The 17,449-nt window shown below is 58.3% G+C and carries 11 protein-coding genes; 1 reads left to right on the plus strand and 10 read right to left on the minus strand.

Going from position 1 to position 17,449, the window contains the following annotated elements:
- The first annotated feature begins 83 nt into the window (after window positions 1-83).
- On the plus strand, window positions 84-1,121 hold the full coding sequence (locus tag GCU53_RS05655) for an IS630 family transposase (RefSeq protein WP_152386602.1): 1,038 nt from the start codon (window positions 84-86) through the stop codon (window positions 1,119-1,121).
- A gap of 21 nt (window positions 1,122-1,142) precedes the next feature.
- Here GCU53_RS05655 and GCU53_RS05660 read toward each other — a convergent pair whose 3' ends face one another.
- The 10 genes from GCU53_RS05660 to GCU53_RS05705 form a co-directional block, all read right to left on the minus strand.
- Window positions 1,143-1,604, minus strand: coding sequence for a GtrA family protein (locus GCU53_RS05660; RefSeq protein WP_152386743.1), 462 nt, complete (start codon window positions 1,602-1,604; stop codon window positions 1,143-1,145).
- A complete protein-coding gene (locus GCU53_RS05665) occupies window positions 1,579-2,592 on the minus strand; it encodes a glycosyltransferase family 2 protein (protein ID WP_152386744.1) in 1,014 nt (337 codons plus the stop codon). The genes GCU53_RS05660 and GCU53_RS05665 overlap by 26 nt, the downstream gene beginning before the upstream one ends.
- Window positions 2,593-2,619: 27 nt before the next feature.
- Window positions 2,620-6,357 (minus strand): glycosyltransferase, encoded by a 3,738-nt coding sequence (locus tag GCU53_RS05670; RefSeq protein ID WP_152386745.1) that lies wholly within the window; start codon window positions 6,355-6,357, stop codon window positions 2,620-2,622.
- Window positions 6,341-7,780: a class I SAM-dependent methyltransferase gene (locus tag GCU53_RS05675; protein ID WP_152386746.1), complete on the minus strand. Its 1,440-nt coding sequence runs from the start codon at window positions 7,778-7,780 to the stop codon at window positions 6,341-6,343. Before GCU53_RS05675 ends, GCU53_RS05670 begins: the two co-directional genes overlap by 17 nt.
- A 253-nt stretch (window positions 7,781-8,033) precedes the next feature.
- Window positions 8,034-10,439, minus strand: a complete 2,406-nt coding sequence (locus GCU53_RS05680; protein ID WP_152386747.1) for a glycosyltransferase family 4 protein — start codon at window positions 10,437-10,439, stop codon at window positions 8,034-8,036.
- 151 nt (window positions 10,440-10,590) lie between these two features.
- Window positions 10,591-11,808: an ABC transporter ATP-binding protein gene (locus tag GCU53_RS05685; RefSeq protein ID WP_152386748.1), complete on the minus strand. Its 1,218-nt coding sequence runs from the start codon at window positions 11,806-11,808 to the stop codon at window positions 10,591-10,593.
- Window positions 11,805-12,599 (minus strand): ABC transporter permease, encoded by a 795-nt coding sequence (locus tag GCU53_RS05690; protein ID WP_152386749.1) that lies wholly within the window; start codon window positions 12,597-12,599, stop codon window positions 11,805-11,807. Before GCU53_RS05690 ends, GCU53_RS05685 begins: the two co-directional genes overlap by 4 nt.
- Window positions 12,600-12,736: 137 nt before the next feature.
- A complete protein-coding gene (locus GCU53_RS05695; RefSeq protein WP_425278172.1) occupies window positions 12,737-14,134 on the minus strand; it encodes a TolC family outer membrane protein in 1,398 nt (465 codons plus the stop codon).
- 18 nt (window positions 14,135-14,152) lie between these two features.
- A complete protein-coding gene (locus GCU53_RS05700; RefSeq protein WP_152386750.1) occupies window positions 14,153-15,475 on the minus strand; it encodes an HlyD family type I secretion periplasmic adaptor subunit in 1,323 nt (440 codons plus the stop codon).
- Window positions 15,476-15,489: 14 nt separating this feature from the next.
- A complete protein-coding gene (locus GCU53_RS05705; RefSeq protein ID WP_152386751.1) occupies window positions 15,490-17,232 on the minus strand; it encodes a type I secretion system permease/ATPase in 1,743 nt (580 codons plus the stop codon).
- Window positions 17,233-17,449: the final 217 nt, after the last annotated feature.

The following is a 17,449-nucleotide window of genomic DNA, read 5'->3' on the forward strand; positions in this document are numbered from 1 at the left end:
GCGAAGCGGCGGCAGGGGCCGGGTCTCCTTTGACTTCCCACCAGATTATTAACGCGGCAATCAAATTCACGATATAAAGGGACATGAAAAAGATCGATGCCCGAAAGCTCTCTCGAGAAACTCAGGACCAGATGCGGCGCCTGGCCATGAATCTGCGTGAGCAGCGCGAACTGACTTGGCAAGAGGTTGCCGACGCATTGGGCGTACATCTGAGTACCGTACTAGCCTGGTCCAAACGCTACAGCGAGCAAGGCAGCGAAGGTCTGAAATCCAGGACACGAGGTCGGCGCCAGGCAAGCGGACGGACCTTGACGCTCGCACAGGAGTGGCAGTTGCGCTCGATTCTGGTGGGCCAGACCCCGAACCAGTTGCAACTCGACTTTGCCCTGTGGAACCGCCGGGCCGTCATGCAGTTGATCAAGCACTTGTATGGCATCGAGATGCCGATCCGGACGGTGGGTCAGTACCTTCAGCGCTGGGGATATACCCCACAGCGGCCGACCCGGCAGGCGCTGGAACAGAACCCGGAGGCGGTCGAGCACTGGCTTGAAGAGACCTATCCGGCCATCGTGGCACGCGCCAAGGCCGAAAACGCGACGATCTACTGGGGCGATGAAACGGCCGTAGCTGAAGATGGGCATTGGATTCGAGGCTATGCGCCGGCAGGCGTCACGCCGGTGCTGGTGGCGCCGACTCGGCGTCATGGCCTGAGCATGGTCTCAGCGATCAGCAACCAGGGACTGGTACGGTTCGAGTTCCTGGAGGGGGCCATGAATACTGAGCGGATGATCGGTTTCATGTCGAGGCTGGTGGCGGACAGTGACAGGAAGATCTTTCTGATCCTGGACAACCTGCGTGTCCATCATGCGCGTCTGGTCAGGGAATGGCTCGAAGGGCACCAGGAAGAAATCGAAGCGTTCTACCTGCCACCCTATTCGCCTGAGTGTAATCCGGACGAGTATTTGAACCGCGACCTCAAGACACGCTTGCGCACCAGTGACCGGGCGCGAAACAAGTCGGAATTGCTGGAGAAGGCCGAGGCATTCATGAGCTGGTTGGCCAAAACCCCGGAGCGGGTAGTTGCCTATTTCCAGCATGCGTCGGTGCGTTATGCCACTTAGATTGGGTATTTGATTGCCGGGTTAATAATTCTTTGGAGAAGGTTTAAATCCCCAGAACCTGCTGGCCAGAAAGCTGATCATTGGCACTACTGCAGCCGCTACGACTGCCGCAACCGAAGCAGATACCCAGCCAGCCTTGAGGAGGCTGGCCAGCAAGACTGTATTGGCGAGGAAGGCTGAGGAGGAGATTAGAAAAAGCCGCTTCAGCGCACGGCCTGGATGCCCGGCTCCCTGAAAGCTCCAGTGGTAGTGACCGGTAAATGACACGACGAATGCAGTCAAAAAGGCCATCAGATTTGCCAGCAGGGAGGGGAGCAGCGTCAGCTCGATCAATGTCCATACCACAAGCATATGAGTGAGGGTCGCAGCAATACCCACCAGTGCAAAGCGCCCAGCCAGGAGCAGCTCCCTGCGGAGCTTCGCAAGAAGAGATTCGCTTATGCCTATCCGAAGCATATCAATGAACCTGTCTTTGACACTCATGAATATTTTTTTCTTGAGGAGCACAAGGGACAGCTCCCGAACCACCGGGCTCGTAGATATGACGGACAAGATAAATCGGCCGACGCTTCGACTCCAGATAAGTTCGCCCGAGGTACTCGCCAATTATTCCGATGCCGATCAATTGCAATCCGCCGAGAAAGGTAATGGCAACAAAGATCGATGCGTAGCCCGGTACATCGACGCCAAGCAACAGCACTTTCAATGCTATGTAGAAGCCCCAGAAAAACGAGACAAACGCAACCATGGCCCCGAAGTACGTCCATATCCGCAAGGGGTCGATGCTGAAGCTCGTCATGCCCTCCAGGGCAAAGTTCCACAGCCGCCATCCATTGAACTTGCTCGTACCCGCTATCCGCTCCGGCCGTGAATAATCGACATAGGCAGTCCGGAATCCGACCCAGGCAAACAGGCCCTTCATGAATCGGCGAGACTCGGGCAGCACGTTGAGTGCGTCGATTACGGCACGATCCATCAGACGAAAGTCACCTACATTCTCGGGGATTTCCGGATCAGCAATCTTGTTGTGGATGCGGTAGAACCAGGTGGCCGAGACACGCTTTGCCCAGGAGTCGGAATCACGGTTCATCCGGCGCCCCAACACGACCTCGTATCCCTCGCGCCACTTGGCGATCATGTCCAGAATCAGCTCCGGCGGATCCTGGAGATCGACATCGATGGGCACGACCACCTGGCCGGTGGCGGCCTGCAATCCTGCGGTCAGTGCCGCCTCCTTGCCGAAATTGCGGCTCAGGTCGACCACCCTGACCCGGGCATCGCTCTTCTGGCATTCAAGAAGACGATCTAGGGTGCCATCGGTACTGCCGTCGTTTACGAACACTATCTCCAGCCTCACCGAATCTTGATGTTCAAAGACCCGGTCAACCCGCGCGAGAAACAGATCGATGGTTTCCAGCTCATTGAAAACCGGTATGACGAGAGATAGATGCAGTACAGGATCAGGGTGCATATCAGGTTTCCATCCATGGAAAAGTATTCATGCGTCCCTGGCAGGAGAGCGAGGGCCGAGCAATACACGCCTGAGCTGATCCGCACTTTCCCTCCAGGTCAGCCAGGGCATGGTGTCGGACGTTGGATGCCGCCCTTCGCCATATAGTTGCAGCCATTCAGCGATAGCCGTTGCCAAATCCTGCGCCGCCCCCCCCCCGAAGTAATGGGCGTGTTCGCCGGCCACCTCACGGAAGACCGGAATGTCGCGGGCGATGATAGGCAGCTTGTGCTGGGCCGCCTCGATCAGGGGCAGGCCAAAACCCTCACCCTCGGAGGCGGCGATCAGGCAGGTCGAGGCTGCATAGAGCCTTTCCAGGTATTCGTCGCTGATGCCGTCGAGCCAGAAAAGGCGCTTGCCGCACTCGATATGCTTGCGTAGCCTCTCGGCCAGCGTCTCCACCATCCAGCCTTGTTTGCCCACGACCACCAGATTCACGTTCGCGCCCTGCGCCCACAGTTGTTCGAAGGCCGACAGAACCTGGCCATATCCCTTCCGAGGCTCGATGGTGCCGACCATCAGGAAGGTCGGCCTGCCATGCAGGCTCTCGAGAACACTCGCAGCCTGCCTGGGCAAGCCCGCCGTAGGTGCGGAGCGATCGATATCGCCCCCCAGATGGAACCAGTTCAGGCTGAATTCCCGCTGGCGAACCACCTCATGCGCCTGTAGCCAGTCCGCCAATTCGTCCGCCACAGCTTTGGAAATGCAGATCGCACCGTCAGATTCCGCGACCACCTCTAGCCAATGCTCGAATGATCGAGCTCCTCCCTGCGGGAAACAGTGCGGAAGCTGCAGCAGGAGCAGGTCGTACACGACAAACTGTACCTTTACCCCCTGCCGGCGCATCGCCTGATATACCCGATGTTGCGCGGGAACAACTTCCGGCTGGAGGTCCAGACCGAGGAACACATCGCCTGCATGGTAGGTAATGGGCTCGTCATGCAGGGCGTTATCGGGACATTGCAGGAAACGCAGGGTGAACTGGCGGGCATAGCGATAACCGGGCCGATCCGCGGAGGCATACACCGGCTCGACCCTGTAGCCTTGCGGCGGATCCAGCAGCCACTCCAGCAGGATGCTGCGCACGACGCGCTGAATGCCGCTCTTCGCGTCGCGCTGCACTAATTCGGAAATGTCGACGAACAGTTGCCGCTGCTGGAATCGGGGAGCAATGGAGCGGTCGATCGATGCAGCCAAGGCCAGGCATTTCTGCGGGTCGCCCGATATGCCGGCATGCCGTGCCAGCGCACGGGAGAGCCCATGAACACCGCTTGTCGCCTTGCGCTGAAAATGCTCGATTGCCTCGAAATAGCGATCGGCACAGGCGCGGGGAGCATGCAGGGTACGGACGATGCCCCTGGCCTGTTCGCCAAGCCGGCGTCGCGCCTGCCTGTCCTGCCAGAGGGACTGCAGCGCATAGGCCAGCTGGGCATCCGTGAACTCGTCGGGCAGTTTCCAGACCCCATCGTCCTGAAGATCGGACATGCTGCCGTTGGCATTGACGATCGTGGCCAGCCCATGGTTCATGCAGTCGAGAACGGCGGCAGAGGTTTCGCCGCGCGAATGCGTGCGCAGTTGCACCCCGACGTCGGCGGCAGCCAGGTAGCGCCGGAAGAGGCCGCTGTCCGCCCAGCCGGTAATCCTGACCCGAGAGCCCCCGGGACTTGCGGAAATAGCCTTGAGCAGGTTCTCGCCGTATTCGCCTGCTGTATTTTCACCAACGAATACCAGCATGCATTGCTCGTCCCTGGCCATTGGCGAGCGCAGCCAGACATCCAGCAGTCGATGATTGAGCTTGCTGGGACCGAGCAGACCGAAGCTGCACACGAGAAAATCGTCCGCCCGCAGCCCCAGCGCCTCGCGCGCCTGCTGTCGCTCATGTGCAGAAGTGAAGTTCGGCTCCCGGAGAAGAGGAATCAGCACCCAGTCCCGCCCCGCCTCGTCGCCATACCACTGCCGCGCCAGCCGCCGCGAGTTTTCCGAATGAACGATGACCCCCTGAGCCTGCTCCAGTACCCGCTGGTTGCATGGATAGCACCAGATGGCCTCCGCCTCGTCCGCTGCATGGAAGCGGTGCCGTAACGCGGCATAGCCATGCCCGGCATACAGGGCCTGCGAGAAGTTCGATCCGCCCTCCTGCCATTCCATGTGCCGCTCGATCCCGGAAAGGAAGAAATCATGCAGCATGACAACCCCGGGAACCTCCTCCAATAGGGCAAACATGTGCTGGTGGAAGGAGGAATTTCCGAAGTGGTACAGAACCCGGTCGAACTCCTCGGCATGGGTGCGGAACCATTCGACCGTGCGGATTGCACAATTCGCCCCGATCCAGGGCGTCGCGACAGCATCCTGCGCCACGATGACGTCGATATCATAGTGGCGGGCCAGTTCGGGCAGCAGTTCGGCGCTGTAATCGCTGATGCCGCTGCGCTCTGGCGGAAGCGGCGAAACATAGGCCAGCCGCGGGCGACGCAACGGTCTGTTCGACAGGCTGCCCTGTTCTTCGTGACGAGCGAGGCGTGCCTCAAGTGCGCGGATCGCCAACATGGCGCTCTTGTCCCAGGAGAAGTTCTTTGCCTGCTCGATACCGTGCTGCTCGAGCGCCTTGCGGAAATCTTCGTCCGTCAGCACCTGCTCCAGTTTCCGGGCGATGGAGTCGTCGTCCAAGGGATCGAACAAGGCCTCGTCACACCCGACGACTTCCGGCAGGCTGGAGCTATTGGCAGCGATCACGGCACGGCCGCAGGCCATGGCCTCCAGGGCCGGCAAGCCAAAGCCCTCGTGCCAGGAGGGGAAGATGAAAGCCTTGCACAGGTTATACAGTGCAATCAGATCCTCTTCGGGAACGAAGCCGGTCAGAATCAACTCATCGGATGACAGTCCATGCTGCCTGGCAAGCCTCTCCAACCGGATGCGGTCCTCCGGCCGAATGGAGCAGACGATGGCCAATTGATGAGCCTGTCTCAATGAAACCGGCAACCTGGCATAGGCACGAATCAAGCCTTCGATGTTCTTGCGATGATCGATGCCCCCCGTATACATCACGAAGGGGCGTTCGAAGCCGTATCGCTGAAACACGGCAGCCTGCCGTTCAAGGCCGATGGATTGCTTGCAAAAGTGTGCATCCGTTGCGGTCGAGATGTTGACGACCTGGGTTTCAGGAAAACCAAGGTATCGCATGCCCTCCTGCCGGGACGAGTCCGAGATGGCGAGCAGCAGGTCGGCGCGGCGCAGATGGCCTACCTTGTTCTCGTACCATTCGGCAGCCGAAGGATCGTCCAGGTAGGGGCTGCGATGGATCAGAGGAATCAGGTCATACAGGATGACCGCCGTGGGTATTGCCTGACTCAGGCAGCCAATGCTCGTGACCGCGTTATCCCCAAGCCCCTCGAACAGACTGGTGACCAGTACCACCGAGGGATCGAGGCTGGCGAGAAAGGCCTCGCGCAAATGCTCGGCGGCCTGGCGGGCCCCGACATTGCCGCGATCCAGATGGCATACCGGCCCCGGAGCCTGCCAGGCACGGATGTTTTCCTGCGGCAAGAGCCCCTGGAAGGATGCACGAATGGGTTCGATCGTATCTGGAAAAAGCCCGTTGAGTGCAATAAAGACTTCGTTCTCACCACAGTTTCTAGCAATTGCCTGAGCAAGAGAAAGGGAGTATCTGCCAATCCCACGAGTTCGGTTTTCAGCTTGCGAACTCTGTAAATCAATGACGATACGCATTGGCGCTCTCTCTTTCCTGCATGTCTTTTCTCAGGCTCGTGTAGATCTGACGAGCCCTGGGCGTCAATGTCGAAAGATCCTCCCCCTGAATATTCTCAACCACCTGAGGTCCCGGCGGCACCGCCCCCAATAGACCGCGATTCAAGGCAAACAATCGGAGACGCTGGAAAAGCACGGGATGTCGGCGCAGCCGGTCTGCCAGACGCTGCTTCAGCCCCGGCCGCGCCATGATCCAACGCATGGCCCGGGCGAGGATGGGCCGCAGCAAGCGCCTCATCAAGTACGAAGGCGACCCGCCCAGCTTCCGCAGACCGATCATCAGCACGCGCAGGGGTTTGGTGACGCGCCAGGAGGTGCTGTTGAGCATATCCTTCGCCTGCGCTTCGTAGGCACTGGCCTGCAGGTACCAGTGGTGAGCGTTGTATTGTGCCTCTGCAAGCTGCTGTCGGGCTTGCTGCAACTGTGCATCGAGCTGGTGGGCCTGTTCCCGCAGGGCACTCGCCTCACTGGCTGCTTGCTGCGTCTGCTGGCGAAGCGTTTCATTGAGGGTTTCCACGGCAGCCTGTTTCACTTCGGCCTGAATGCTCCGGGCGATGCTTCCCCTGAGGGCCGCTTCGACTTCCCGGGCACGTGCGCCGGTCTCTTCGAGCTGCTTCCGGAACCGGTCGAACTCCTCCTGCAGGCCATCGTCATATCGCTTGGCCAGCATATCGAGCGCCACGCCATATTTCTTCTCGAATGCCGAATCGAAAAGGGCCATCTGCTCGACCGGCGCGGCTTTCTGCGCCACTATGGCGTAGTCTGGACTGACTCCGGCCAGCACATTCATCAGGGCGATCCGCTCGGCTTTCGCCAGTGCCGCAGGTTCCTGCAAGCGCAGCAGCTTGAACCTGGCAAAGCCGGTATGTTCGGTGAGGAAACTCAACAACAGATGGGGAACGGGACGTTCGTGGGTGGGATCGAAGTAGAAGTTGTTGGTGCCAACCACCAGGTTTTCCGCGTTGGGCGACTCCAGGATCAACAGACCTGCGGGCTTCAGCACCCGCAGCGCCTCGGCCACCAACTGCTGAAGGCACTCGAAGGACATATGCTCGACGATATGGAGGCCGGAAATCAGCACTTGGCTTTCGTCCGCCAAACGTTTGAGGGTATCCAGGGCCTCGCCCTGCTCTGCCGGCAGGTTCAAGGTGCTGCAGACCTCGAGCATTCCCTGGTCGAGATCGACGCCCCGCGCTTCGAAGCCGTTCTCCAGCAGGATCTCCAGCCACTCCCCGCGACCGCAGCCGAGGTCCAGCGCCGGGCAACTGGAGTACAGTGTTTTCAAGGGCTCGATAAAGGACAGGTAGACGGCCTGGCGCTCCTTTATAAGCTCTCGTGAACCGCGAAGACGTTCCTCGAAGGCGCGATAGAAGGGCTCCATCATCGGCGATACTCCATGGTCAGCATAATCCAGATCAGGCCGGCAAATGCTTCTTTCAAGGCATCGCTCAAGTTGACTACCAATGGCGGGTTGTTCCGACCATGGATGCAGGCATTGAAAAATGGCCCGTCAAAACAGTCCGTGATCATATAAATAACTCATTACCATTCTTATAGGCGCGACTTCGCTGATATACGAGCAGCGCAGGAATTATTGGTGCCGACAGGAAAAATATCCTTCGTATCGAAGCGAAACATTAAACTTTCGCCGCACCGAGTTGAAAATCGAGCAATCCGCGCTTGAGCTGTTCCGCACTTTCCGCCCAGGTCAGCCAGGGCATGTTGGCGGAACAAGGATGCCGCCCTTCCTTGTACAAACACAGCCAATCGGCGAGAGCCCTTGCCAAGTCTTCCGCCGCCGATCCGCTGAAATAATAGGCGTGCCTGCCGGCAATCTCGCGAAACACGGGAATATCGCGAGCAATAATGGGTAATCCGTGCTGGGCAGCTTCGATCAGGGGTAGACCAAAGCCCTCTCCCTCGGAGGCGGCGATCAGACAGTCCGAAGCAGCATAGATCTTTTCCAGATACTCGTCGCTGATGCCATCGAGCCACCAAAGTCGCTGGCCGAGTTCTGAATGAGCGCTCAATCTCTCGCAGAAATCGGACATCATCCAGCCACTCTTCCCTACCATGACCAAATTCAAGTCCGAGCCGGCTTTCCACAGAGTTTCGAACGCTGACAGGATCTGCCGATATCCCTTGCGTGGCTCTATGGTTCCCACCGACAAGAAGCATGGCCGACGGTTCATGGCGTTCAGGTTCTCTTCCCAGCCTTCCGGCAGTCCACGGCTGGGAGAGGAACTGGTTATATCCGCGCCAAGATGAAAAAAGGCAAGCTGGAATGTCTTGCTCTTCATGATGGAGGGAAGCATCCCGAACCAGCGCCGATAATCTGCTGCAACGGCTTGCGATATGCACAGGACCCCGTCGCTTTCCGCCGTGACGCCAAGCCAGTCGAGATAACCGGCCGTATCCGCTTCCGCAAAGTATTCTGGCAATCTGACCGGTAACAAATCGTACACGACAAAATATACCGCCACCCCGTGCCTCTTTATGTCGGAGTACAAGCCCTGTCGCGACGCAGGCACTACATAACCACCAGCAAGATCCAGGCAGAGCAGAATATCTCCCGGCGCAGCGTCTATTTCACGGGAAGCCTTTTCGGGCTCGGCAAACAGCTCATCGTTGTGCAGGGAAATATTTGCCACTTTGTAGCACCATGCCGAGTCCTTGCCGTCGAGATAGACCGGAACAATCTCGAAGAAATCATCCGGATTATCCAGCAGCGCGGCCAGAAGCCCCCTGACGACACGCTGAATCCCGGTTCTGAAATCATTCTTGTAGACAACGGATATGTCGATGTAAATCTTGCTCCGTCGGCCTCCAGCCTTGAGAAGGCCGGAAATCATATTCCTCGCACACTCGCTCCAGGTCAGCCACCCTATATTTCCGGATTTCGGATGGGTCCCCTGCCGATAAAGCTCCAGCCAGGCCACGACGCTGCCTCCCAGCGCTGCCGGGGCCGCCCCCCGGGGAAAATAATGGGCATTTTCGCCGACAATTTCCCTGAAAACCGGAATATCTCGAGCAATGATCGGCAAGCCATGCTGTGCAGCTTCGATCAGCGGCAACCCGAATCCCTCGCCTTCGGAGGCGGCGATCAGGCAGGTAGAAGCAGCGTATACCTTTTCCAGATACTCATCACTGATGCCCTCAAGCCAGAAAAGCCGCCTTTCCCGTTCGGGGTGCGAACCCAGGCATTGGATGGTATGGGGAATCGTTCTGCGCATCTCATCGGGAAGCCCAAGCCAACCTTCCTTGCCAACGATTACCAGATTGACATCGACCCCGTTGCGCCAAAGCTGTGTGAAGGCCTCCAAAGCAAGCAGATGACCTTTTCGCGGCTCGACCGTACCGACCATGAGAAACGTCGGTCGTGCCCTGCACTCGCTCAGCACCCGATGCGCATCTTCGGGAAGTCCCTTGCTGGGAGCAGAACTGTCTATATCGGCCCCAAGGTGAGCAACCACTACATGAAACGGACGGCCATTCCTTTCAATGTGCCGTGAACGCCATGCCTGCAGGTCATCGGCAACCGCTTGTGTTATGCATACGGCGCCATCCGCTCCGGCGACGGCAGACAACCAGCGCGCATGGCCAGCGTCCGCTCCCGGAGGAAAGGCATGTGGCAGCAACAGCGGAAGAAGGTCATACACCATGAAATAAGTCTGGACACCATCGGCACGCAAAGCGTCGTAAAAGCCCTCGTCCGCAGCCTGGGCAAGCAGCCCCCCCGAGATGTCCAATCCCAGCACGATATCGCCATGAACAGGATCAGCCCTCTCGTCCACCAGGATGTCCGAGGCTATACCAAGCATTCCGGCCATATAGCGCCGCGCATGGAAATAGCCCCAGGCGCCATCCCTTTTATCCAGATAGACAGGCTCGACCCGATATCCGGGCGGAGGGTTTTCTATCAGTGCAATGGCCAGTGCCCGGGCAACGCGCTCGATACCGGTCTTCAAGTCGTTACGACATGTAGCGGAAAGGTCCAGATAAAGAACTTTGATCAGACTTTTGCTTGGCGTTGTGATACCCAACTTCTTTTCAACCCCTGGTGTTGCTGTTCCAGGCCGGCACCATGCCGCTTGGCCAAACTATCGAGCGCCAAGCCGCATCCACTCCAAGCTTGGTCGAAAACGGATCGAGACTCCCTTCTAGTCCCATCGAGGCTCGATGACGCTGTATTGACTATCGACGGCATTCCACGGTCGGAGGTATCCAGGCCAGGCCCACGAATGCTTCCCTGGATACATTGACCACGTTGAATACCAATGCCAGGTCACGCCATTCATAATTGCGGGATATATGACTGTCGGTAGTGTGCAGGGCCACTGCGATGGAATAGGAGCCGATACCGAGATTGGCCGGAAAACTGAAGCGGTATTCCAGCCTCTCCCCGGCGCGCAGGGTTTCGAGCTTGCAGCCCAGGTGGTGGGTGTTGGTGCCGAAAACCGACTGACCAAGCCGGTCTTTGATCATGTAGCCCATTACCAGTTCGGGGATGTCGCTGCCGATGCGGGCAACGATACGCAAGGAGACAGACTCCCCCACCGACACGAACTCGACTGGATCGCCCATGGTGTTGTACAAGCCAACCGATTCGATAGTGGCCTCTCCCGTGCCGGAGCAGGTCTGTATGCAACCGTCCTCCAACTGCCGGACTTCGAGCTTGGTATTCTCCTTCTCGGCAATCAGGGCGTTGTAGAAATCCATCACCTCCTCGGGGTTGCCGTCCTTGATGACAGCGCCACGCTCCAGCAGGATCGCTCGATTGCAAAGCGCCTGAATCGCACCTCGATCATGAGAGACGATCAGCAGGGTGGTACCCCGTTTCTGGAACTCGCGGATGCGGTCGAAGCTCTTGTGCTGGAAGTAGGTGTCGCCGACCGACAGGGCCTCATCGACGATGAGGATTTCGGGGCGAAAGGCGGTCGCCACCGAAAACGCCACACGCATCTGCATGCCGCTGGAATAGGTGCGCACAGGCTCGTCGAAGTATTCGCCGATTTCGGCGAAGGCTTCGATTTCATCCATGACCTGGCCGACCTGTTCGGCACTGAAGCCCATCAGGCCAGCGGCGTGATAGACGTTCTGCCGCCCGGTGAGCTCCGGGTTGAAGCCCATGCCCAGTTCGAGAATGGCAGCGACGCGCCCGTTCACCTGCGCGCAGCCCTCGGTGGGCTGCAGGGTGCCGGTGATCATTTTCAGCAAGGTGGATTTGCCGGCGCCGTTCTGGCCGACGATGCCGATGGCCTCTCCCGCCTGGATGGAAAAGCTGATATGTCTTAGAACCCAGTGCTCCTCTCTGGGCTTGACCGGAAGATAGAACCAGCGCGCAATACGTTGCCATTCGGAGCCGTAGCTGCGGTAGGCCTTGCCCAGGTTGTTGACACTCAGCAGAGTCATAAGGCATCCACCATTTCCGGCGCAGCGCGACGAAACATGAAAAGACCGAGCAGCATCAAGGCAAGCGCCATGAGTGTGGTAATACCGGTCTGCTGCAGGTCCGGGGCACTGCCGTAGACCAGGATGCTGTGATAGGCGTCGATGATCGGATACATCGGATTGATGTCCATCATGCCCTTGAGCTCTTCGGGAATGATGCCAACCGGATAGACGATTGGAGTGAACCAGAACCATATCTGCAGCACGATGGGTACGACTTGACCTATATCGCGCACAAAGACGTTCAGTACACCAAGAATCAGCCCCAAACCAGTCGCCAGCGCCACCACGCTCAGAGTAAGCGGGATCAGCCAGAACATCTGCAGGCTTGGCGGCTGCCCCAGCAAAGCGAAAACCACCAGCACGGCCATGAGTAACAACTGGTTGTTGAGCAGGCTGGAGCCGATCACGATCACGGGCAGAGTGATGCGCGGGAAGCGCATTTTCTTCATCAGGTTGCCCTGGTCGATGAACAGGGTCAGGCAACGACCGACAACCTCGGCAAAGAGGCTCCAGCCCAGCATGCCGGCCATGAGGTAAAGGGCGTAGGCATATTGGCTTTCGATCCCCGGCAACTTGGCTGCCAGCACATTGGAAAGGATCAGGGCATAGATGGCCACCTGCGTCAGCGGGTGGATAATCATCCATAAACCACCGAGGTGGCTGCGGGCAAAGCGAGCAGCGAACTCGTTACGGATGGATGAAACGACGAAGCCTCTGTAGCTCCAGAGGCTTCTCAACATGGCGAACATTGGCACTCCTGCACGGGGTTACACCACTCGGAACAACTCGCAGATTCTGTCCTGAAGGCTCGTGGTGGGCCTATCAGCCCACAAGCAGAGCAGTTAAAGCATTTTTCCACTCATCGCCTTGATTGCCACCCTCTTTCTCACTCTTTCGCCGAGCCTTGTTTGGAGGCCCTTGCCTTGCCATCATGAGCCAGCCATACGTTGACGCTTTCGATCGTTTGCTCGGACAACTCGCCAGCCCAACGATTCAAGGCCAGAAGATTAGTAACAAAATCGTATTTAGCCTTGAGCAGGTCACGTCGCGCCTCGTATTCATTTTTTACGCTGGTTAGGACATCGACCGCATTCACGACTCCAAATTGAAATCCCCGCTCGGCCGCAACGGTTGATTTTTTTGCGGACTCCAATGCATTGCGCGAGGCCCGGATTCTTTCCACACTGGAGTTGGCAGTGAGATAGGCACTGGTGGTTTCCTTGACTACTTGGCGACGCACCGACTCGAGTTCCTGCTCGGCCGCCGTCATATCGCTCTGCAAGGCCCTGACCCGGGCGGAAGTAGAGCCCCCGCTATAGATGGGCACCTGCACACCCACACTGGCGCTATAGTTGTCATAGCGTGCTGCCGGGTTGTTGTCGTAACCGGCATCACTGCGTATGCCCGACAAGTTGAGGTTGAGCGACGGATAATGCCCCCCTTTACCTCCACGAAGCGCCGCATTGGCGGCGGCAAGGGCATTTTCCCGGCTCTTGAGTGCCGGGTTGGCAGCGATGGCGCGGTCGATCCAGGCCTCCAACTGCTCGGGTGGCGCCTGTAACTCGATGTCCTCGCGTATACGGCTGAGGTTTTCCTTCACGGGCCGCCCAACGAGTTCTGCGAGTTCCTGCCGGCTGACCTCAACCTGGTTTCGTGCCTCCAGCTCTGAAGCAGCCAAGGCATCGACACGTGCCTGCAGGTCAAGGACGTCGGTGACCATTGCCATTTGCCTTTCGTATAACGCCTTGATGCGATCCAGGTTTCTCTGGGTCGCTCGGCGCTCCGCCATGATCAGCTCGAGCTCGTCCTCTGCGGCCAGCGCGACGAAGTAGCGCCGCGCAAGATCCACGGTCGCTTCGGCGTGAATGTCTTTGGCTTCGAACTCGCCTTGCCGGGCAAGACTCTTGGACTCCTGATAGTTCTCCCAAGCGACTTTGTTGTAGATATGCTGGGTCAAAGTGACGGAGTAGCGCTCCGTATCGTAAGAGGTGCGATCGGTCTCGGCATCCCGTGTGTTGCGGCTGAAGGTGCTGCTTGCGGAAATTTGCGGTAGCAGCCCGCCCAAGGCTTCACGTCGACGGTCCCGCGCGGCCTGGGCGCGCGCGTAGGCAGCCAGGATCTGTGGATCCTCGAGACGTGCCTCGCGGTATAGTTGCATCAGGCCGACGCTGTAATCGAGGATGCTGACCTCCTGCCGTCGGGCCGCCTGGGAGATAGACGCCGACTCCCCTGTACGGGTTTCGCCCTGTACCGATACGGCCAGCACGACTAGCAACATGCAGATCGAACTACGGCGCACAGGTCACTCCTCGATCAGCGATCTGGCGAATGCATCGGCAGCCGGTTGAATCAGATATTGCAGCATGGTGCGCTCGCCGGTATTGATGAAGACCTCGGCCGGCATCCCCGGCTGCAGCCTGAGACCGTTCAAGCGCTTGGCCCCCTCCTCGGTCAAGCCGATGCGGGCCAGGTAGTAGGGAGTCCCGTCCTGCTCCTCAAGACGGTCGGCGGAGACATGGATGACCCGCCCCTCAATGACCGGTGTGGTACTGCTGTTGAAGTTGCTGAAGCGAATATCGGCAGACTTACCTACTTCAACCCGGTCAATATCATTGGGCGAGACCTTGGCCTCGACAATCAGGTCGGAAACCGATGGCACGATTTCCAGCAAAGGGGTGGCCGGGCTGATCACACCACCAATGGTGTGCACCTTCATACCGAGAATCATCCCATCCTCCGGGGCACGGATCACGACGCGACTCAGGCGATCCTCCAGGGCAGCCTTCTTTTCCTGCAGATCGAAGACCTTGCTTTGCACCTCGGCCAGTTGACTGACGACTTCGGCATTGAAGTCCTTGTTGAGCTGGAGGATTTGTAGTTTGGTCTCATTGATCTGCAGTTGGGTCTTGGTGATCTCCGAGCGGTGATCTGCCACTTCGGCACGTGTCTTGTCGAGATTGCGTTCTTGCTCCAGCAGACGCTGCTTCTCGACAAAGCCTTCGGCAAGCAATTCCTTCAACTCGCGGATTTCCGTTGAGAAGGACCGTTCCAGGCTGCCCTTGGTGCCAATCACCTGCTTCAGGCCATTGACCTGCTCATGCAGTTGGCCAATGCGCTCCTGCAACACTGAAACCTCTCCCAGACGGGAGTTTCGGCGAGCCTTGAACACTTGGACCTCCCCATCGCGGGCCTCCAGGGCACGCGGTGTGGCTTGCTCGATCATGGAGGAGAAATCGATGGCTTCCAGATCGTCACGCTCGGCCCGCAATCGGGCCTCTGTCGCCTGCGCGGTGATCAGTTGGCTGCGGGTCACTTCGTAATCGGCGCGAATCTGGGTCTCGTCGAGAACGATCAGGGGAGCTCCGGTCTTGACCAGGTCGCCATCCCGGACCAGCAATTCCTTAACGATCCCTCCCTCGAGGTGCTGGATGCTTTTGCGAAAACTTTGCACCATCACCACCCCGGGAGCCAGCGCTGCACTGTCCAGCGGCGCGAGGGCAGCCCAGCTACCAAAGATGCCGAATGTGATGAAAACCACCAGGAAGCCGAAGGCACTTACCCGTTTGCCGGACGTAGCCGGGTCGGAAAGACTGGCATCCAGTCGCTTGACGGTCATATCAGTCATGTCTATGTCTTCCTTCAGTCCTTGTTAGCCACGGGCACATCGGCAGAAGCCTTGGCTGGCTTCTCCAGATTGGGCTGCTGTTGTGCCGCAAGCTCGGCCAGGACCTTGTCTCGAGGACCGAAAAGGACAACACTGCCACTGCGCATCACCAGAAGGCAGTCCAGCTGAGCCAGGATGCTGGTGCGGTGAGTAATGATAAAGACGGTCGCGCCAGTCGCCCTGACCTGCTGGATGGCCGCACCCAGGGCGCGCTCTCCCACATCGTCCAGGTTGGAGTTCGGCTCGTCGAGAACGATCAGCCGGGGGCAACCGTAGAGTGCGCGGGCCAAGCCGATACGCTGGCGCTGACCACCGGAAAGACTGACGCCTCCACTACCGATCACGGTGTCGTAACCCTCGGGCAGCTGCAGGATCATCTCGTGCACGCCTGCCATTCTGGCCGCCTGGATTACCTTGCCGGGGTCGACCTCTCCGAAGCGGGCGATGTTTTCATTGATGGTACCTTCGAAAAGCTCGATATCTTGCGGCAGATAGCCGATATAGGGCCCGAGCTCCTGCTTGTTCCAGTTGTTGATATCGGCGCCATCCAGGCGTACCACACCATGCTGCGGAGTCCATACACCGAGAAGCGCCCTGGCGAGGGTGGACTTGCCGGAGGCACTGGGACCGATGATGCCGACGACAGCGCCGGCCTGCACGGTGAAGCTGACATTCTTGATGATCGGTGTTCTGGCACCCGGCGCAGCGACGATCAGGTTCTCCACCTGGACATGTCCTTCGGGGGCGGGTAGCGACATGCGCTCCGGCTCGGCCAGCTGTTTCTCCAGAACCTCGTTGAGGCGCCCATATTGAGAGCGGGCACTGACGAAGCCCTTCCAGCTGCCGATCATCTGATCGATCGGCGACAAGGCACGACCGAGCAGGATGGAACCAGCTATCATGAGCCCGGGATTGATCTCCTGCTTGATGACCAGATAGGCGCCCAGCCCGAGGATCAGCGACTGCACCAATATGCGGAAAATTTTGGAGCAGGATGAGACCAGACCAGCCCTTTCGCTGGCTAGCGATTGGAGTTGCAGCACCGTCCGGTGGCGTTTCCACCAGCGCCCCATGAGGCTCTCGAGCATCCCCATGGACTCGATCACTTCGGCGTTACGCAAATTCTTGGTGGTATGAAGATTGGAAGCCAGATTCTGCTTGTTGGCCTCGACGAGCACATGACCGGTGAGCTTCTCGTTCACCATGGCCAAGCCAAGCAATATGATTGCACTGGCGATGGCAACCAGGCCGTACCAAGGATGAAGCAGATACATGACGCCAATATAGACCGGCAGCCAGGGTATATCGAAGAACGCGAAGAGTCCGTTGCCCGTGAGGAACTGGCGCAACCCGGTAAGATCATTCATCGACTGCGCCGAAGCATCCGTTCCTCCGCTTTCCAGCGCCCGTCTGAAGCTCGCCCGGTAGACTTCGCGACTGAGCAGTGCGTCGAGTTTGTCGCTGACACGAACCATGAGGCGTGATCGCGTCCACTCCAGGGCGCCCATTGTCATGATCAGGATGCCCATGATCAAGGTAAGCATCAGCAGCGTGCTTGTGCTGCCGCTGGTTACGGCCCGATTATACACTTGAAGCATGTAGAAGGTTGGAACCAGCATCAGTGCATTGACGAAGAAACTGAAGAAGCCGACCGTGATGAAGCCGCCCTTGCAAGCCTTGAGCGCGGCCTGCAGGCCATGTTCATTTGTATCACGCATAAAACTCAGCACCAATAGCGGGCAGCCCAAAGGAGTCTACGCTATCACAGACCATTCGAACCATAAAGGCTGAATATCGGACAATCGTATGAGCGGTAGGTAATAGTCCATTTGCAACTATAGACAAAACTGCAAACAACTCATCTGCCAAGAGGCCTTGGAGCACTATTTCCCCATGAGCACCAGCCTGATCCGGCTCCATGAGGGATGGCAGATT

Origin of the sequence: Azotobacter salinestris (genome assembly GCF_009363155.1) — a bacterium.
In the GTDB taxonomy this organism is placed as follows: domain Bacteria; phylum Pseudomonadota; class Gammaproteobacteria; order Pseudomonadales; family Pseudomonadaceae; genus Azotobacter; species Azotobacter salinestris.